Raw genomic sequence first — 19,568 nt, forward strand, 5'->3', positions numbered from 1 at the left:
ACGGATTTAAAATGAGGTTATGTCCTTTTTATTTCAATGACTTAAAAAGTTGAGATTGGCGTTTATTATAATATTTTCAAGATAAAAAACAGTAGTTTGAGAAAATATTTTTCAATTTGTGATTTTTATGTTTACTTTTGTGTAAGTAATTGACAAAAATTGTCAGTTAGGTGACATAGATTAGCCCAATACAATCGGTTTATTCTCTAATTCATTCTTTAAATCCACCATCTTCCGATCATAATATTGATCTAAAATCAACCCAATCTGTTTCACCCCCTCGATCACCCCTTGTCTAAATTTATGTTGTTTTAATTGCTGAATGATATTTTGGCAAATCTGGTCCCAAACGTCCTGAGTTGTTGCCTGCTTAATTCCCCGATCAATCACAATTTCAACTTTATGTTCACAAAGATTTAAATACAACAGTACACCACTATTATATTCCGTATCCCAAACTCCAAGTTCAGCAAATAGCTGTCGTGCACGTGCACAGGTATCCTGGAAATAAGCTTGTTTAGCAGGAATACAACCTTCAATGACCACCTGAATTTCACCGACATGCCCATGCTCAGCTTCTTCCACAGCGAGAGCAATCGCATATTCATCCTGTTTGGTAAAAAAGCGCTTGGTTGCTTGTAGATAAAATAAATGCTTTATCCAGCGTTTAAAACTTGGCTGTACCTGTTCCTGTAATTTCGGTTGTGTGACAATTTCTGTCGAATCAGTTATTGTTACCATGAGCCTGATGCTCCTCCCCCGCCAAAACCACCACCGCCTCCGCCGAAGCCACCACCACCTCCACCGAAGCCACCACCACCAAATCCACCACGTCCGCCCCCCCTACGCCCAGCACCAGAGGCAAAAGCATGTAGAATTAGTTGTGCCAGTGAAGTAATCAAAACAAAAAATACCCCTGCACCAATCAATAGGCTGGCAAACAATCCTAATCCATTGACCAGCCCGGCCGCTGCTCCAGCCACTGCAGCAGTTGCTGCACTGAGCTTTCGACCAAAAATCATGGAGCCAACCACACCCGCAATAATAATAAAGATCACAGCACTCAAAGTGGCTTGCGATGCCTGCTGGGCTTTATATGCCTGCTCATGACGTTCTTTAAGTTCATCTGCAGCTTGAGCAGCGATTTCTGGATCTAGGCTTAGTATTCGTTCTATTTCTGCCAGTCCGGCATCAATCCCCTGGGCATATTGGCCTTGCTTAAAGTACGGCGTGATTCGGTCATTAATAATTCGCCCAACTACAATATCCGGCAGTACGCCTTCTAAGCCATAACCAGTCAAAATCTGAATACGGCGGTCATTCACTGCAATGGTCATCAGCAAGCCATTGTCCTGTTTAGCCGAACCGAGTTGCCAAGCTTCTGCAACCCGCATGGAATAATCAAAAATTCCTTCCTGTCCGGTGGTGGGTACGATAACCACTCCAATCTGACCTTTACCTTCATTATAAAGTTTCAGGATCCGCTGTCTGATTTGCTGTTTTTCAGCAGGGCTAAGCAGATTAGCCTGATCAATCACAGGTTCATTTAAACTGGGTAAATCACGTTGAAACCCTTCAGCCATGTCATTGGCAATTTGCGGCTGGGTTGCCTGATTTGATTCCTGCTGATCAGGCTGCTTTTGAGTTGCACCCGTCTGATTTTGTCGTTGTAAAATTTCACGGGCAACAATAACTTCTTCGGTTTCTGAATCCGTTGCCGTTGCTGTTTCTGCCATGACTATTGAAGTCTGCGCCATACCTGACATCAGCAGGATCGCGAGAAAGAACTTCAATAGCATCTTGAACATCATAGACTTCACCTAAACCAGACAATCAGCAGTTTTAGTCAAAAGACACTTTCGGTGCGGACTGCGCATTTTGATCCGCACTAAAGTTCGGTTTAGGATCCATGCCAATCACTTTCGCGGTCATCACTTGCGGGAACTGACGTGCATATGAGTTAAAGTCCTGAACTGTAGTGATATAACGGTTTCTGGCTACTGCAATTCGGTTTTCCGTTCCTTCCAGCTGTACCTGTAAATCACGGAACTGTTCATTGGCTTTTAAGTCTGGATAGTTTTCAGTCACCGCCAATAAACGTGATAAGGCACTGGTCATCTGTGCCTGCGCTTCTTGATACTGACGGAACAATTCAGGATTTTCCAAGACTTCTTTATCGACTTTTAAACCAGCCACATTAGCACGAGCCTGGGTCACTTCAGTCAGTACCTGTTCTTCATGTGCTGCATAACCTTTCACTACATTAACTAGGTTCGGCACAAGATCGGCACGGCGCTGGTACTGGTTCTGCACTTCTGACCATGCAGCAGTCACCGCTTCATCCTTGACCTGTAAAGTGTTATAACCACAGCCAGATAAAGTTAAGGTTCCGGCAAGTATCAAAACAGTGAGTGATTTTTGTAAAGCCTTCATCATTGTTCCTCAAATCTTTTATCATATTTATCTAATTAATTTGATTTTAAACATAATTTTCAAGCATTGTGTTATTTTTTATAAATCTATGAATTTCGTATTTTTCCTATTTAATATCCTGGAAATAAAAAAACCCGCACTAGGCGGGTTTTTAAAGACCGATCTAGATGGGATTAAACATCCAGATAATCCAGGATACCTTCAGCAGCCTGACGGCCTTCCCAGATTGCAGTCACCACCAGGTCAGAACCACGAACCATGTCACCACCAGCAAAGATTTTCGGATTCGAAGTCTGGAATTTGTATTCCTGCTGTTCTGGTGCAACCACACGGCCTGAACCATCCAGGTTAATGCTGACATCGGAGAACCAGTCGGCTGGGCTGGTACGGAAACCAAATGCCAGCAACACAGCATCTGCAGGGATAATTTCCTCAGAACCAGGAATCGGCTCTGGGCTACGACGGCCACGACTGTCTGGTTCTCCGAGTTGTGTAGTCACAAACTTCACACCAGTGACTTTGCCATTCTCACCCACGATCTCGATTGGCTGACGGTTGAACTTGAATTCCACACCTTCTTCACGCGCATTTTTTACCTCACGACGTGAACCCGGCATATTCTCTTCGTCACGACGGTAAGCACAGATCACGGATTCGGCACCTTGACGGATCGAGGTACGGTTACAGTCCATCGCAGTATCACCACCGCCCAGAACGATCACTTTTTTTCCTTCAACACTGATGTATTCAGATGGATCTTTTTCCCAGCCCTGGCAACGGTTCACGTTGGCAATCAGGAAGTCTAAAGCATCGTAAACACCATCCAGGTCTTCACCTGCGAAGCCACCTTTCATGTAGGTATAAGTACCCATACCCATAAAGACAGCATCGTAATCAGCGAGTAACTGGTCAATGGTGACATCTGTACCGATTTCAGTATTCAGACGGAATTCCACGCCCATGCCAGTGAAGATTTCACGACGGCGTTTCATTACGTCTTTTTCCATTTTGAATTCTGGAATACCAAAAGTCAGCAAACCACCAATTTCTGGACGCTTGTCAAATACAACCGGTTTTACACCATTACGGACCAGAATATCGGCACAGCCTAGACCTGCAGGACCAGCACCAATGATTGCCACTTTCTTGTCGGTCCATTTCACGCTGGACATATCTGGACGCCAGCCCAAAGCAAAAGCGGTGTCATTGATGTATTTTTCAGCATTACCAATGGTGACTGCACCAAAACCATCATTCAGGGTACAAGCACCTTCACACAGACGGTCTTGCGGACATACACGACCACAGACTTCTGGCAAAGTATTGGTCTGGTGACACAGTTCTGCTGCCTGGAAAATACGGCCTTCTGCAACCAGTTTTAACCAGTTTGGAATGTAGTTGTGTACCGGACATTTCCATTCACAATATGGGTTACCACAACCTAAACAACGATGGGTCTGGTTTGCTGCAACTTCAGCTGTAAAGGGTTTATAGATTTCCACAAATTCTGCTTTGCGGACATCGATATCTTTTTTCTCTGGATCTTGGCGTGGTACATCCAGGAACTGAAAGTCATTACTTAGGCGTTCTGCCATGTCTCTCTCCGTGGGTAGATGCAAGGAGCTCACAGTTGCCTTGCATCTGCCTATCTATCTGCAGGTAGTGGAATTATTGTGGATCAGCTTGAGTAGTCTTCAACAGCGTTTGCAGGTTGGCAGCTTTTGGTTTTACCAACCAGAACTTACGGCTGTAGTAGTCAAACTCATGGCGGATCTTGTACGCCCAAGCACTACCGGTTTCTTTAATATGTTCATCCAGGATGCGACCCAGGAACTCTTTATGCTCTTCCATCGATTCAGTTGAAATACGGTTCAGCTCAATCAACTCGTGGTTGTAATGGTCAACGAAGTCATTGTCCAGATCAAGCACATAAGCAAAACCGCCAGTCATACCTGCACCGAAGTTGTGACCTACTTTACCAAGTACAGTCACGATACCGCCAGTCATATATTCACAGCAGTGGTCGCCTGCACCTTCAATGACTGCAAAGGCACCCGAGTTACGAACTGCGAAACGTTCACCTGCAGTACCTGCAGCAAACAGTTTACCGCCAGTGGCACCATACAGACAGGTGTTACCAATAATCGCAGTATTTTGAGTCTGGAATGGCGAACCCTTTGGTGGGAAGATCGAAATACGGCCACCTGCCATACCTTTACCCACGTAGTCATTCGCATCACCTTCAAGGCTGATGTGCAGACCACCCGCATTCCACACACCCAGTGACTGACCAGCAGTACCGACCAGGTTCACCTTAACAGGATGTGATTCCATACTCAGGTTGCCATAGCGTTTCGCAATCTCACCTGAGATACGCGCACCGATCGAACGGTCGCAGTTACCGATGGTATAGCTGTATTCACCGCCAGTACCTGCTTCAATCGCTGGAAGCATGTCAGCCACCATTTTCTCAGCCAGAATACCTTTGTCGAACGGTGCATTGCCCTGAACTTCACAGTACTGCGCTTTACCTTCCGCAGCTGGATGCGATTCCAGCAGTTTGCTCAGGTCAAGGTGAGCATGCTTGTCAGTTTCACCTGGCAGGATTTCCAGCAGGTCAGTACGACCGATCAGATCTTTCAGGCTAGATACACCCAGCGCTGCCAACCATTCACGAGTTTCTTCAGCAATGAAAGTGAAGAAATTGATCAGCATTTGCGGTTCACCAATGTAGTGTTCCTGACGCAAGTGATCCTGCTGAGTAGCGACACCGGTTGCACAGTTGTTCAGGTGACAGATACGCAGGTATTTACAACCTAATGCAATCATTGGAGTCGAACCGAAGCCGAAGCTTTCAGCACCCAAAATCGCTGCTTTTACGACATCCAGACCGGTTTTCAAACCACCGTCTGTCTGTACGCGTACTTTGCCACGCAGGTCGTTGACACGAAGTGCTTGATGCGCTTCTGAAAGACCTAGCTCCCATGGAGAACCCGCATGGTGAATAGAGGAAAGTGGAGAAGCCGCTGTACCGCCGTCATAACCAGAAATGGTAATGAAATCGGCATAGGCTTTCGCAACACCCGCTGCAATAGTACCAACACCTGGTTCAGAAACAAGCTTAACTGACACCATCGCCTGTGGGTTAACTTGTTTCAAGTCAAAGATCAACTGTGATAAATCTTCGATTGAATAGATATCGTGATGCGGCGGTGGCGAAATGAGGGTAACGCCCGGTACAGAGTAACGTAAACGCGCAATCAGTCCGTTTACTTTACCACCCGGCAACTGACCACCTTCACCTGGTTTTGCACCTTGAGCCACTTTAATTTGCAGCACTTCTGCTGATGTTAAGTACGCAGGAGTGACACCAAAACGGCCAGATGCAATTTGTTTGATTTTCGAGTTACGGATAGTGCCGTAACGCGCTGGATCTTCACCACCCTCACCTGAGTTTGAACGACCGCCAATGGTATTCATGGCAATCGCAATCGCTTCGTGTGCTTCAGGAGACAATGCACCCAAAGACATACCCGCAGAGTCAAAGCGAGGTAGGATCTCTTCCACAGATTCCACTTGTTCCAATGGAATCGAATTGTCTGTTTTCAGCTTGAATAAGTCTCGGATCGTAGCGATCGGACGGTTATTCACCAGCTCAGCATATTCTTTAAAGTCTTTATAGTCACCAGAACGAACTGCTTTGTGCAGTGCATTGATTACGTCCGGGTTAAAGGCATGGTATTCCTTGCCAAAGACGAATTTCAGCATACCGCCCTGATCGATTGGCTTACGTGATTTCCACGCGGTATCTGCCAGTTTTTTCAGGTCATTTTCAAGGTCTTGGAAGGTTGCACCTTTAATACGGCTTGGGACGCCAGTGAAGCATTTCTCCACAACTTCATCAGACAGACCAACAGCTTCGAACAACTGACCGCCACGATAAGACGCAACCGTTGAAATACCCATCTTAGACAGGACTTTCAGCAGACCTTTTTCAATACCTTTACGGAAGTTGTTTTGTGCATAGACTGGATCACCCAGCAATTCACCTTTAGCAACCAGATCATTGATTACATCGTAAGCCAAGTATGGATAGATCGCAGTCGCACCAAAGCCAAGAAGTACAGCAAATTGATGTGGATCACGGGCAATACCGGTTTCCACAATCAGGTTCGCGTCAGAACGTAGGCCTGTATTGATCAGGTAATGGTGTACCGCACCAGTCACCATCAGAGCATTAGCTGGCAGGTAACCTTCACGGATTTTCTTGTCAGATAACAGCAGTAAAGTTTTGCCGTCACGGATCGCCTGAGCCGCTTCTTCACAGATACGGGTAATAGCCGCTTCCAGACCTTCAGCTTCTGGGTAGTTCAGATCGATGTCGGCAATTTCGTAACCTTTACGACCGATCGTACGGATCTGATGCATTTTCGAGTTAGACAATACCGGACTAGAAATGATCAGACGGTCCGCATGTTCCGGGCTTTGCTCAAAGACGTTCTGTTCACGACCCAGGCAAGTTTCCAGTGACATCACAATCGATTCACGCAGTGGATCGATTGGCGGGTTAGTGACCTGAGCAAACTGCTGACGGAAGTAATCCGATACATGACGTACCTGGCGAGACAATACCGCCATTGGCGTATCATCACCCATCGAGCCCACAGCTTCCTGACCGCTTTCTGCGATCGGACGTAATAACTGGTCACGCTCTTCAAACGTTACCATGAACATTTTCTGTGCTGCTTTCAGGCTGTCACCTTTCAAGCCTTGTTCACATAGGTATTCTTCCAGTTCAGGACTACCTTGGATACGTACAGAATTTTCACGTAACCATTCACGGTATGGACGCATACGTTTCAGGTGATTATTCACATCCTGAGTATCGAGTACCTTACCAGTCTGGGTATCCACAACCAGGATTTGACCTGGGCCTACACGGCCTTTAGACACCACGTCTTCAGGTTCATAACCCCATACACCGATTTCAGATGCCAGAGTGATGTAACCATTTTTGGTGATGACCCAACGCGCTGGGCGCAGACCGTTACGGTCTAGCATACAGATCGCATGACGACCATCCTGGATGACTAGGCCTGCAGGACCATCCCATGCTTCCATGTGTTTCGAGTTGAACTCATAAAATGCACGTAAGTCAGCATCTAAAGTTTCAACGTTCTGCCAAGCAGGTGGAACCAGCATACGCAGCGCACGGAACAGATCCATACCACCGCCCACCAGGATTTCCAGCATGTTATCCAGACTAGATGAGTCCGAACCAGTACGGTTTACGATTGGATTCAGCTCAGTCAAACCTGGCAGTAATGGGTTTTCAAATTTAGGCGTACGTGCCATTGCCCAGTTACGGTTTGCAGTAATGGTGTTGATTTCACCATTGTGCGCCAGATAACGGAACGGCTGAGCCAGTGGCCAGCGTGGCAGCGTATTCGTTGAGAAACGTTGGTGGAAGACCACAATATGTGATGCCAGACGCTCATCAGCCAGGTCAGTATAGAAGTCAGCAATCGCAGCTGGCATCATCAAACCTTTATAGCTGATCACAGTTGAGCACAGTGTAGTCACATAGAAGTATGGATCATTGGTCAGTTGCTGCTCAGCACGACGGCGTGCCAGGAATAACTTACGGTTGAATTCAACTTCGGTCACACCGATTGGGCAGTTTACGATGACCTGTTCGAAAGCAGGCAGAGACTGCATTGCAATCTCACCCAACGCATCATTATTGGTTGGGACCACACGCCATGCAATTACGCGGCAGCCTTCTTCTTCAATTTCCTTGGTTAATACCTGTTTCGCATGCGCAGCAAGGGCTGGATCAAGGTTCAGGAATACAGTACCAACAGCAAAAATTTCGCTTAAGGTAATGTCACTTAAACGTTTTGCTTCTTCACGGAAGAATTCTTTTGGCATCGCCAAAAGCAGACCACAACCATCACCGGTCTTACCGTCTGCGGCAATACCACCACGGTGGGTCATACAACTTAAACTATGAATTGCGGTCTTGACGAGATCATGGCTTGCATCACCCTGCATGTGGGCAATCAAACCGAAACCACAGTTATCTTTGAACTCATCCGGTTGGTATAAACCTTGAGCGGGAGCTACATTATTAGGCGATGGCATGTGCATAGCGTACCCTTCTTTCACAAAGCCCTGGCGGGCTGTTTAACAATCTAAATCCTTCTTGCGATGGCGTCCGATTTACTTTCGAGGAATTTCTAACGGCAGAGCAAAACTTTTCTTCACACCTTTGAAGATAAACCTTTTCAGATTTATATGCATGAAAAATAGAGTTTGAGATACTCGGAAATCACATAAAAACAACAACTAAATGTGACACATTCGCATAATCATCGAATCATTTTCGCGCCAAAACAGGGAGATCAATTCAATTCATGCACCAATAAAGCAATTATCATGCCAATTTGATGCATAGAAATAAAAATGATACTAATGACAAATATTTACCAATTTTAAACAACAAAACTGATCATTTTTATTGCGTATTTTTTGCACCAAAAGCGCACATTTATCAGGTTTTATAATTTTGGTTGCGCCATTTTAGTCCGTCTATATTTGTCTGTTATTTTTCTTAATTAAATGGATCACTTATCTCCTGTTCTTCACTATGCTGACGACCATTCGACGGTGCATGTGGAGCAGAAGGCACTTGGCTTTCCGAGCGTTCTACATCCACCACATTTCCCGAAGCATCACGACGGGTAATCGTAGTACTCGTAGTACTTTGCGTATTTGAAGAAGAGGCTTGATTCTGCACCTGTGGTCGTGGTGCAACACTTTCTTCAACTTTTGGCAGCGGTACATTTTTCAGTTGCACTGCGTACAGCTTCTGATTAGAAGTCAGCTCATCCGAGCCCAAGTTATTGACATAAGGTTGATAACTTTGGATTTGAGCAACCACTGGTTTAACTGATTTCGGTAGCCCCATATTCAGTTCTGCCAGTGCCTGCTGTGCTTCATTCGCTGATTTATATAAGCCATATAGCAACACATATTGCTCAGGTAAGTTATCTCCAGAGAGGCGCAGGTAAGTAAACTGATTGCGATCAACCTGCTTTCTTAAAAAGTTTTTCAGAATAACTTCATCATAAACACGAAACAGCTCAATCACATACTGGTTCTTCATTTCATTGACAAATTTGGTGCCACGAAACTCTGCTTCATGATTTGCATTCACAATGGTGCGTGTGGTCATGTCCAGTGGATGCACTTCGTCGATTAATGCACCAAGTTGGGTCATTGATGCCACTTTTTCAGGCTGGATCATCAACTCAACTTCGGTTTCCGGTTTTTTCTCGACTTGAGTGACTTCTTCTGAATCCGTAAATGCCCAAAAAACGAGCGCAAAAAACAGACAGCCTATCGCACTGACCAGCCAGAAATAATGCTGAACCTTTTGCCATGGCGTGCGAAGAGCTGTCATATACCGTATTTACCTATGCCTGATTAGCCAGAATGGCCTGTTTCATCAATTCTACATCAAAGTCACGTGTGATAATGGCCTCGCCTAATTTCTTTAATAAAACCAGACGCAATTGACCATTCAGGACTTTTTTATCGTGGGCCATATAACCCAGAAAATCATCCAGTGGAATTTTAGGACAAACGATCGGAAGTTTGGCACGAGAAATGATTTTTTTTGTACGCTCAACATCAGCTGCAGAAATCCAGCCCATGCGGTGCGACAGATCCGCAGCCATCACCATACCCGTCGCCACTGCCTCACCATGTAGCCACTCACCATAACCAAGATAAGATTCAATCGCATGGCCAAAAGTATGACCAAGGTTGAGCAGCGCACGCTCACCTTTCTCTTTCTCATCATTCGCCACAATACGTGCCTTATGTGCACAGGAACGGTAAACCGCTTCCGCCAACAGCTGTTCATCACGGGCAATCAAGCCATCCATATTGGCTTCCAGCCAGACCAGAAATTCTTCATCGCCAAGCAGTGCATATTTGATGACTTCTGCAAGACCAGCAGAAAGTTCGCGATCCGGCAAAGTAGAGAGCTGTGACATATCTGCCAGCACTACTTGCGGCTGCTGGAAAGCACCAATCATATTTTTACCCAGTGAATGGTTAATCCCGGTTTTACCGCCGACACTAGAATCCACTTGAGACAGTAATGTGGTTGGTACCTGGATAAAGTAAACGCCACGCTGGAAACAGGCAGAAGCAAAGCCTGCCATATCACCAATTACACCACCCCCAAGTGCCAGCACCGTACAGTCGCGGTTAAAACCTGCTTCAAGCAGCGCATCAAAAATCAGGTTCAGGTGCTCGATATTCTTGTATTTCTCGCCATCCGGCAAAATACAGGTTGCTACGGTTTTACCCAGATTTTCCAGTGCTGCCTTATAGTGTGCCAGATACAGTGGCGCTACCGTATCATTGCTGACAATCATCACCTGCTTACCATGAATATAAGGCTTCAGTAGCTCGTGAGGATTTAAATCACTGCCAATAAAAATGGGGTAACGACGTTCACCGAGTTCGACGTGTAAGGTTTGCATAATGGGATAACCACTTATTCAACTGAACTTATTTTTTCGGAAGGATGAGATTCAAAATACGCTGCGCCAGATCTCGTGCAGCTCCCTGATTGGTCTCAATGATGTAATGTGCGACTTCCCGGTATAACGGATCCCGTACTGCAAGTAGATCTCTGAGTTTCTGTTCAGGATTTTCGACTTGTAACAAGGGACGGTTTTTGTCGCGATAGGTTCGCTGAAGCTGAATTTCAACTGGAGTGTAGAGATAAACCACAATACCGCGGTTTTTAAGATATTCACGATTGGGCGCCTGAGTCACCGCACCACCACCCGTGGCCAGTACCAGTTGTGGTCGTGAAGTTAACTCATCAATAACAACCGTTTCACGACTACGAAAACCCGCTTCACCTTCTTTTTCAAAGATCCACGGAATCGTTGCACCTGTTTTCCGCTCAATTTCATGATCACTGTCAAGAAATTCTCGTCCTAACAATTCTGCTAAATGTCGTCCTACAGTTGTCTTTCCCGCCCCCATCGGCCCCACCAAATAGATATTTGGCAGGGATTCAAACTCTTTGCTTGGCAAGGAGTCACCTATTCATTTTGTTAATTTCAAAATATATTAATGATTTCTTGAAACACTGTCATTAACAATTCGAGGGGTAACAAAAATCAGGAGCTCACGTTTATTATCAGATTTAGCATCCTTACGGAACAAGCGGCCTAAATATGGAATATCCCCTAAGAAAGGAACCTTGGTCTGACTGTTAAGCGTCTCCTGCTCAAAAATACCACCAAGAACGACGGTTTCACCATTTTCAACCAGGACATTCGTGTTCAGGCGGTTTTTATTGAGATAGTATTCACCCATTGGTGTTACCCCAGCGATACTGTCACTGGAAATATCCAGATCCATTTGCACTTTTCCATCAGGCGTAATACTTGGAGTCACATCAAGCTTAAGTACTACATCCTTAAATTCAGTTGTAGCTGTAGCACTCGCACCACTCCCTTCAGTAGACTGATATGGCACTTCAAAACCTGATTCAACAGTCGCTTTCTGCTTGTCTGCAGTCAGTACTTTCGGAGTAGAAATCACCTCACCATAGCCATCTGCTTGTAGTGCAGAAAGTTCAAGATCAAGCATAAAGTCCGAGAGACTAATCAAACCAAATGCAATTTTACCTGCAGCATTAGCTACACCTAAATCAACATTAAGGTTATCTGGACGTTGAATTTCATATTTCCAGCGACCTGTTTCATCATCCAATTCAGGTTCGCGCAGATCCCAAAGGGTGGTATCACTTCCACCCACCAGAAGGTGATTATTATTGGTAATACCCTGAGATAAAACCCCCCATTTCACCCCAATCTCTTTGGTAAATTCTGTAGATGCACGGACAATACGTGCTTCCACCATGACCTGCTTCACCTGCACATCTAGTAAATCCACCATATTACGAATTTTATCGATAAATGGCTGGGTATCATTCACAATTAAAGTGTTAGTACGAGCATCTATAGATACAGAACCACGATAACTTAATAGACTTTCTTTTTCTTCATTAGATGAGGTATTACTTGAAGAACTAGTAGAATTTTGCGCGGATTTATTTTGTGTAATTAACTTTTCAATATCCGCTGCCTTAGCATAACTAAGCTGCATATATTCAGTTTGAATTGGGGCAAGTTTAGCACTTTGTGCTAATGCTTTCGCTTCTTCTTCTTCAGCTTTCGCTAGTTCTGTAACAGGAGCAATCCAGATCACATTTCCATTACGGCGTTTATCCAGATTTTTGGTCTTTAAAACGATATCTAGCGCTTGATCCCAAGGTACTTCTTTAAGACGTAAAGTAATATTACCTTGCACACTATCCGCAGCGACCATATTGATATCAGTAAAGTCCGCTAACAGCTGCAATACGCGGCGAACTTCAATATCTTGGAAATCTAGAGAAATTTTCTTGCCCGTATAATGATGTGCTGCTTTAGGGCGTAGTGGATTTTTCTCTTCTGGACGTTTCAAACTGATTGTTAGCTTGTTATCAGTTTGATACGCCATATATTCATAGCTATCTGAAGTCTGAATGGTAATCACACCTGAACCATTTTGGTTGACTGCATCTACAGTAGAAACCGGTGTGGCAAAATCATTCACATTCAAACGACGGGTTAAATGCACTGGGATCTTGCTCCCCAAAGCTCGAACCACAATCTTAGTACCTTGTTGCTGTACATCAACCGGTGTATTTCCACTCGCCAGATCAATGACGACTTGTCCTTCACCTTTAGCACCACGCTGGAAACCAATATTGGTAATCCCTTGAGCAACCTGTTGAACTACTAGTTGAGTAGTAGCCATTGGGCTATTAGAATTAATCTTTAAAATAAAGGTATTGCCTTCTACACGTGTGGTAAATGCACCCGCATCAGCCAGATTCACGGTTAAACGTGCACGCTGTGCATCTGAAGTCACATCTACAGAACTCGCTTCTTTTGTTGCCACAGCAATATTATTTTGTTTTAAATTTTGCTGAGCCTGTTCAAAATCCAGAATCAAACGTGACGGAGATTCCAGCTGATAAGCTTGTGGCTGAGGCGGCAAACCATTAAACATCACACGAATTTCGGTTCCTTGCCCAGGAACCTGCATTGGCACCACATTAGTGATTGCGATTTGTGCACTTGCTGCCTGCATCACTGCAATCGCAACTGCCCCCATAGAAAACTGACGAAACACATGATTCATTGTATTACCATCCCCAAAAATAAATTCTTTAAAACTTTTATTCATTGTTATTCCCTTTCACTTATGGTGTTGGTCCCACCAGAACCAAACTGCGAGGGCGTTCTACGTAACCATCACGTCCATCTGGAATAATCTCAACCAAATCAATCTGGGTTGGGGTAATATTGACTACCCGTCCATGATTTAACCCCATATAGCTACCACGTTGAATCCGTTCAACTTCCCCATCAGGTGTATGAATTAATGCCAAAATCTGTCCAGCCTGATTTTTGAGACTCCCCTTCATCGTCAAAGTTTCAAGTGGATAGCTTTCCAACGGTTGTAACTGTCTGGATAAGTTTGGATAAACGCGCTTGCCTGCCATCACTTTTAGCTCTGCTGCCAGAGAACTTGGCAAGAAAGGACTTTTCAGCTGATGCGCCGCATAATTGAAGGTTTCTGCAGGGACAAAATCCGGTGCAGGTTCAATCGGTAAAGCTGGCTGATTGCGGATATTTGCCATTTCCTGATTGACATAGTCAATACGTGACTCACATCCTGCCAGGATTAATCCGGCAGTGAGTGCTGAAGCAATTTTTAACATCTTCATTACTGTGCCCCCTGACTGTTTGCAGCTGTATTATCTGCTGTACTATTAGTATTTGTGTTTCCTACATAGCGATAAGTTTTTGCCTTCACGACATAATCAATCACTGGAATATCAGTTTTCTTCTCTTTATTTGCTGTACCGGTAATTTCAAAGTCATGCAATGTCACGATACGTGACAGACCTGCAATACCGCTGACAAATGAACCAAAGGAGTGATAATCACCCGTTGCTTCAATCGAAATCGGTTGCTCAATAAAGAATTCCTGCTTCACTTCAGGTTCAAGGCGGATATTCTTGAACTTCAAACCTGCATTGACACCACTTAGGTTGATGTCTTCAACCAGCCCAGGAATCTCTGTTTCTTTCGGCAACTGCTCGAGTTGCTGGTTAAAACGTGCTTCCATTTCCTGCAATTGTTGCTGATATTGCTGTAAGTTACGCAATTTAGAGTCCTTATCACGGAACTCATTGAGCAAGTTTTGCTCCTGAGCATTCGCTTGTGCAATGGCTTCGATTTGACCGCGGATCAAACCAAAATAAGCCAGCATCATTACCACAAAGACAATAAAAATCCAGCAGGTAATTTTAACCGCGATCGGCCAGCTACCATAATTATTTGGATCCAGGGTATTAAACTGCTGGAAAAACTTCTCCACCGTCATTTTATTTTTCGGTGCAACAACTGGCTCTTGACCTAAATCTTCAAATTGTTCGCTCATGATGTCGCCCCCTGTGTTGTTGTCTCAGCTACCTGTGGTTGCTGCTCGGAAAGCACGGGCTGAGCAATCTGGTCAAGATCAACAGTTACTGTGAACGTTCCATAAGACTCTTCAATACGCGGAATCAGAGAGCTTGGTGCTTTGTCCTTCTTCTCTTCCGCTGCCAGGAACGAATTCATAAATGCATTGCGATACCAAGGAGAGGCTTCCAGATTACGGAGCAGCTCTGCCACGGTATTTGGACTTGCAGCCTTTCCTTCAATCGTGAACTTGTCACCGGCACGTACAAACTTGGTGATATACATATCACTTGGCGTTACCCGTACAATTTCATCAATCAGATGCACCGCAATCGGACGCTGGGTTTGTAAGCCTTGAATCAACTTCATGCGTTCTACAATTGCATCACGCTGCTCTTGCAAACCATCTAATGATTTCAGCTGCACATCCAGATTCTGGTTAGTACTGATAATTAACTGGTTCGCCTGTTCCTGATCCTGTAATTTTTGATCGTAATAGAACCAGCCACCTCCAGCTGCTGCTACACCGAGCAACAAGGCCCCAACGCAATATGCGATAAATTCGTTATTTCTTTTGACTCTTAGCTCATCACGCCAAGGCAATAGGTTAATTTTTGCCATTAATCAAAACTCCTCAATGCCAGACCGCATGCAACCATGAGTGATGACGCATCATTTTCAATTTTCTTAATATCGATTTGAGGAGAAAAGCCCATCTGTAGAAATGGATTTGCGATCGTGACACGGTAGCCCAGTTTTTGTTGTAACAGTTTTGCCAGGCCTGGAATATTGGCATTCCCCCCTGCCAATAGAATGTGATCAATCTCGTTAAACTGAGATGATGAAAAGAAAAACTGTAATGAACGCGCGGCTTGTTGCACCACAGCATCCAGGAATGGCTCTAATACCTCGATATCATAGTCATCTGGCAATGCACGGGTTTTCTTGGCACGTCCAGCTTCCTCATAAGACAGACCATAACGGTTCTGAATTTCCTGCGTCAGCTGTTTACCACCAAACACCTGCTCACGTGTATAAATAATCTTGTTATTTTGCATCACTGACAATGTAGTCATGCTGTGACCAATGTCCAGAATACCCACAGTATTCACACCCATCGGCAATGTATCTGAAAACACCCGAAAGGCATTTTCAATCGCGAAGCTTTCTACATCGGCAATCTTCGGTGTCACGCCAGCAATTTCCAACACCTCTGAACGTGCTTCCACGTTTTCGATGCGGGTTGCCACCAATAGTACATTGACACGGTTTGGATTAGACAGACGATCTGGCAAGACTTCAAAATCAATGCTTGCTTCATCCAGCGGGAATGGAATGTATTGTTCGGCATCTTCACGGATCTGAATTTCACGTTCATCATCCGTCATATCTGCATCCATTTCGATCGTTTTAGTAATCGACATGGAAGTAGGGATCGCAAAGGCTGCCTGATTGGACTGGGTATTGGCCAAGTTCATGGCACGAGCCAGGGCATCGCCGACTGCTTCTGGATTTAAGATGTTTTTTTCAACAACACTGCCTTCTGGTAATGGAATTAGAGCATAACTCTCTACCCAATACCGTCCGCTTTTCATGGAAAGTTCCAAAACTTTAACAGATGTCGAACTGATATCAACACCTATTAACCCCTTGTTTGGCTTACGATATAACCTGCGCACAATATCATTCCTATTATTTTTTTATCCCCAAAAATAAAATACCCACTAATGCAATCGGTCTATTAATTTTATCTAGATACAATAACTCATCTAACATTATGTATATCTAAAGGATATACTGACCCTTCATTAGTTTGCCATTAGCTCTTATTAAAACTTACTTGTTATGAAAAAGCTATCTAGTTCAGGCCTAGTTCATCCATTTTTTTTGATCATTATCATAATTGTGATCTCAATTCCGATGGGTTTTTACGGCATGTACCTCTATATTGCCCCATCTTTGCCTGAAATGTCTACGCTTAAAAAGGCACCTTTACTCAAACCTTTACAGGTTTTTAGTTCTGATCAGGAGCTCATCGCAGAATATGGCGGCAAACTTTCCGTACCGGTGGAATACGAGCAGATTCCACCAGAATTCATTCATGCCTTCCTAGCCGCGGAAGATTCAAGCTTTTTCGAACATAGTGGCATTAGCTTTAAAGGTTTAGGCCGTGCCTTGAGTGAAAGTGTGACCGGATCTGATGTACAGACCGGTGGTTCAACCATTACCATGCAGGTGGCAAAAAACTATTACCTCAGCCCAGAACGCACCTTAAAGCGTAAACTGACCGAGATTTTCCTGGCACGCAAAATCGAACAAAACCTGACCAAAGAAGAAATTCTGACCTTATACGTCAATAAAATCTTCTTAGGCAAAAATGCTTATGGCATCGCGGCGGCAGCCAAGATTTACTACAACAAGAGCTTGGATCAACTTTCCGTTGCCCAAATGGCGATGATTGCTGGCTTGCCTAAAGCACCATCAAAATATAATCCGGTCGCGAATCCAAAACGTGCGCTTGAACGTCGCAACTGGATTCTCGGTCGTATGCTGCAACTCGGTTATATCAATCAGAGTCAGTATCAAAAGGCGATTGCTGAGCCGATCAATCTGGATATGCCAGATCGCAGTACTCGCAACAGATTCCCCTATGTCGGAGAAATGGTTCGTACCGAACTGATTCAGAATTTTGGTGAACAGGCGATTGATTCCGGCTATAAGGTCTATACCACTATTAACAGTCAACGTCAGGCCTATGCTGAACTGGCTGTGCAGGAAGGTCTGGAAGCCTATGACCGTCGTCATGGCTGGCGCGGTGCTGAAGCCCATGATCAACCTCTTACTAATTTTCAGCCTTTTGCCAATACCTACCCTGCTCAGGTTACCAAGGTTAATTCCAATAGTTTTGAAGCCTTGATGCAGGATGGAACGACTGTCACTGTACCTTGGTCTGGCATGTCCTGGGCACGACCATACCGCAATGCCAATAGCGTAGGCGGTGCACCAAGTAATGCCTCACAAATTGTCAAAGTGAAAGATATTGTCCGTTTGCGTCCTAATGAACAAAAAACGTCTTGGGCCCTGGTTCAGGTTCCAAAAGTACAGGGACAGCTGATTGCATTAAATCCAAATAATGGTGCGATTGAAGCTGTGGTCGGTGGCTATAACTTTTATCAATCTACTTTTAACCGTGCCATTCAGGGCTGGCGTCAGCCGGGTTCAACGATCAAGCCCTTTATCTATGCACTGGCGCTGGAACGTGGCATGACGCCTTATACCATGGTCAACGATGCACCAATCACCATTGGGAAATGGAGCCCTAAAAACTCGGATGGACGCTACTTGGGGATGATTCCTTTACGTCGCGCCCTGTACCTGTCACGCAATACCGTGTCGGTCCGTCTGCTACAAACTGTGGGTATTGAACGTACTCGTCAATTATTGATGGACTTTGGTCTGGAAGATAAACAGATTCCTCGTAACTACACTATTGCCCTCGGTACACCACAGGTACTGCCAATTCAGATGGCGACTGGCTATGCAACCTTTGCTAATGGTGGTTACCGCATTCAGCCGCATTTTATTAGCAAAATCGAAGATGCGTATGGCAACATTATCTTTGAAGCTAAACCTGAATATGCCTGTATTTCCTGTATTAATCAGGAAGAGGAAGAAATTGAGTCTGTAAATGTTGTCACACCAGATGATGAAGTCATCGAGCTAAATAATCGCACGATAGAAAACCAAACAACTCAATCTAAAGCTACCATTGAGCATAGCAATTACCGTCAGGCTCAGCGCATTTTGAAATCCAGCTCGGCTTTTGATATGGCTAATATTCTGCGTGACGTGATTCAACATGGTACCGGTCGTGCAGCACTGCGCATTGGTCGGGGCGACCTCGGTGGTAAAACCGGTACCACCAATGATGCCAAAGACGCCTGGTTCGCTGGCTTTAATGGCAAACTGGTAACTGTGGCTTGGGTTGGCTTTGACCAGCCTACAACATTAGGTCGACGTGAATATGGCGGTGTTGCTGCCCTGCCAATCTGGACCGATTTTATGGCCAATGCTCTAAAGGGCACCCCAGAATCCTGGGTACGTCTGGATCGCAAGGCTAAGGGACCGCTCAACCGAACCAAAGTCGTGAATCAGGATGGCAAGGAAGTCCAGCATGACAATCATGCTACGCCTCCACTGGCAACGCCACTTTATCGTCCAGTGCATGTAGCTCCTAAACGTGAAGAAAATGACTTTGCCGATCTACCAGGTCAGGAAATCCAGGTACTAGGTGAAAGACCTGCACGTGGTCAGGAACAACCGCTGCAACCCAAGCAAATAGATTCCCTAGATAGTCTGATTGAAGAAGTTCAGTAATCTTGGTTCCATAAAAAAGCCCTCAATTGAGTAATGCCAGTCAGTTAAGCAAATATTAGAAAAATGTAGTAAAAATGAGTGTATGTAAATACGCTCATTTTTTTTATGTCTTTATCTGAACATTTAGAATCCACTCTTGAACAT

14 protein-coding genes are annotated in these 19,568 nt (G+C 44.8%); 1 reads left to right on the top strand and 13 read right to left on the bottom strand.

Annotated features, from left to right (window positions below):
• Positions 1-180: 180 nt before the first annotated feature.
• The 13 genes from GW12_RS07165 to GW12_RS07225 all read right to left on the bottom strand — a co-directional run bounded on the left by GW12_RS07165 (position 181) and on the right by GW12_RS07225 (position 16,726).
• Positions 181-741 (bottom strand): TPM domain-containing protein, encoded by a 561-nt coding sequence (locus GW12_RS07165; protein ID WP_034585512.1) that lies wholly within the window; start codon positions 739-741, stop codon positions 181-183.
• Positions 735-1,808 carry a YgcG family protein gene (locus tag GW12_RS07170; protein ID WP_034585549.1) on the bottom strand — a complete coding sequence of 358 codons (1,074 nt, stop codon included), beginning with the start codon at positions 1,806-1,808 and terminating at the stop codon, positions 735-737. Before GW12_RS07170 ends, GW12_RS07165 begins: the two co-directional genes overlap by 7 nt.
• A 34-nt stretch (positions 1,809-1,842) precedes the next feature.
• Positions 1,843-2,433: a LemA family protein gene (locus GW12_RS07175; RefSeq protein WP_034585515.1), complete on the bottom strand. Its 591-nt coding sequence runs from the start codon at positions 2,431-2,433 to the stop codon at positions 1,843-1,845.
• Positions 2,434-2,606: 173 nt separating this feature from the next.
• Positions 2,607-4,028, bottom strand: coding sequence for an FAD-dependent oxidoreductase (locus GW12_RS07180; protein ID WP_034585517.1), 1,422 nt, complete (start codon positions 4,026-4,028; stop codon positions 2,607-2,609).
• Between the two features lie 73 nt (positions 4,029-4,101).
• Positions 4,102-8,577: a glutamate synthase large subunit gene (gene gltB / locus GW12_RS07185; protein ID WP_171077679.1), complete on the bottom strand. Its 4,476-nt coding sequence runs from the start codon at positions 8,575-8,577 to the stop codon at positions 4,102-4,104.
• A 469-nt stretch (positions 8,578-9,046) separates the two neighbouring features.
• A complete protein-coding gene (locus GW12_RS07190) occupies positions 9,047-9,898 on the bottom strand; it encodes a hypothetical protein (protein WP_034585522.1) in 852 nt (283 codons plus the stop codon).
• Positions 9,899-9,911: 13 nt separating this feature from the next.
• Positions 9,912-10,991: a 3-dehydroquinate synthase gene (gene aroB, locus GW12_RS07195; protein WP_034585525.1), complete on the bottom strand. Its 1,080-nt coding sequence runs from the start codon at positions 10,989-10,991 to the stop codon at positions 9,912-9,914.
• Positions 10,992-11,019: 28 nt separating this feature from the next.
• A complete protein-coding gene (gene aroK, locus GW12_RS07200) occupies positions 11,020-11,556 on the bottom strand; it encodes a shikimate kinase AroK (RefSeq protein WP_034585528.1) in 537 nt (178 codons plus the stop codon).
• Positions 11,557-11,592: 36 nt separating this feature from the next.
• Positions 11,593-13,764 carry a type IV pilus secretin PilQ family protein gene (gene pilQ / locus GW12_RS07205; RefSeq protein WP_034585532.1) on the bottom strand — a complete coding sequence of 724 codons (2,172 nt, stop codon included), beginning with the start codon at positions 13,762-13,764 and terminating at the stop codon, positions 11,593-11,595.
• 16 nt (positions 13,765-13,780) lie between these two features.
• Positions 13,781-14,308 (bottom strand): pilus assembly protein PilP, encoded by a 528-nt coding sequence (locus GW12_RS07210; protein WP_034585535.1) that lies wholly within the window; start codon positions 14,306-14,308, stop codon positions 13,781-13,783.
• The gene (locus GW12_RS07215; RefSeq protein WP_034585538.1) at positions 14,308-15,027 is read right to left on the bottom strand and encodes a type 4a pilus biogenesis protein PilO; all 720 of its coding nucleotides are present in this window, start codon (positions 15,025-15,027) and stop codon (positions 14,308-14,310) included. The genes GW12_RS07210 and GW12_RS07215 overlap by 1 nt, the downstream gene beginning before the upstream one ends.
• A complete protein-coding gene (locus GW12_RS07220; RefSeq protein WP_034585540.1) occupies positions 15,024-15,668 on the bottom strand; it encodes a PilN domain-containing protein in 645 nt (214 codons plus the stop codon). The genes GW12_RS07215 and GW12_RS07220 overlap by 4 nt, the downstream gene beginning before the upstream one ends.
• Positions 15,668-16,726 (bottom strand): pilus assembly protein PilM, encoded by a 1,059-nt coding sequence (locus GW12_RS07225; protein ID WP_034585542.1) that lies wholly within the window; start codon positions 16,724-16,726, stop codon positions 15,668-15,670. The genes GW12_RS07220 and GW12_RS07225 overlap by 1 nt, the downstream gene beginning before the upstream one ends.
• A 166-nt stretch (positions 16,727-16,892) precedes the next feature.
• Here GW12_RS07225 and ponA point away from each other — a divergent pair, with 166 nt between their 5' ends.
• Positions 16,893-19,424 carry a penicillin-binding protein PBP1a gene (gene ponA / locus GW12_RS07230; RefSeq protein ID WP_034585545.1) on the top strand — a complete coding sequence of 844 codons (2,532 nt, stop codon included), beginning with the start codon at positions 16,893-16,895 and terminating at the stop codon, positions 19,422-19,424.
• Positions 19,425-19,568 lie beyond the last annotated feature (144 nt).

It is taken from the genome of Acinetobacter sp. HR7, assembly GCF_000773685.1.
Classification (GTDB): Bacteria; Pseudomonadota; Gammaproteobacteria; order Pseudomonadales; family Moraxellaceae; genus Acinetobacter; species Acinetobacter thermotolerans.

Bases quoted from the DNA above. Each gene is read 5' to 3' on its own strand.
- GW12_RS07165 (WP_034585512.1), bottom strand. From the start codon at position 741: ATGGTAACAATAACTGATTCGACAGAAATTGTCACACAACCGAAATTA.
- GW12_RS07170 (WP_034585549.1), bottom strand. From the start codon at position 1,808: ATGTTCAAGATGCTATTGAAGTTCTTTCTCGCGATCCTGCTGATGTCA.
- GW12_RS07175 (WP_034585515.1), bottom strand. From the start codon at position 2,433: ATGAAGGCTTTACAAAAATCACTCACTGTTTTGATACTTGCCGGAACC.
- GW12_RS07180 (WP_034585517.1), bottom strand. From the start codon at position 4,028: ATGGCAGAACGCCTAAGTAATGACTTTCAGTTCCTGGATGTACCACGC.
- gltB (WP_171077679.1), bottom strand. From the start codon at position 8,577: ATGCCATCGCCTAATAATGTAGCTCCCGCTCAAGGTTTATACCAACCG.
- GW12_RS07190 (WP_034585522.1), bottom strand. From the start codon at position 9,898: ATGACAGCTCTTCGCACGCCATGGCAAAAGGTTCAGCATTATTTCTGG.
- aroB (WP_034585525.1), bottom strand. From the start codon at position 10,991: ATGCAAACCTTACACGTCGAACTCGGTGAACGTCGTTACCCCATTTTT.
- pilQ (WP_034585532.1), bottom strand. From the start codon at position 13,764: ATGAATAAAAGTTTTAAAGAATTTATTTTTGGGGATGGTAATACAATG.
- GW12_RS07210 (WP_034585535.1), bottom strand. From the start codon at position 14,308: ATGAAGATGTTAAAAATTGCTTCAGCACTCACTGCCGGATTAATCCTG.
- GW12_RS07215 (WP_034585538.1), bottom strand. From the start codon at position 15,027: ATGAGCGAACAATTTGAAGATTTAGGTCAAGAGCCAGTTGTTGCACCG.
- GW12_RS07220 (WP_034585540.1), bottom strand. From the start codon at position 15,668: ATGGCAAAAATTAACCTATTGCCTTGGCGTGATGAGCTAAGAGTCAAA.
- ponA (WP_034585545.1), top strand. From the start codon at position 16,893: ATGAAAAAGCTATCTAGTTCAGGCCTAGTTCATCCATTTTTTTTGATC.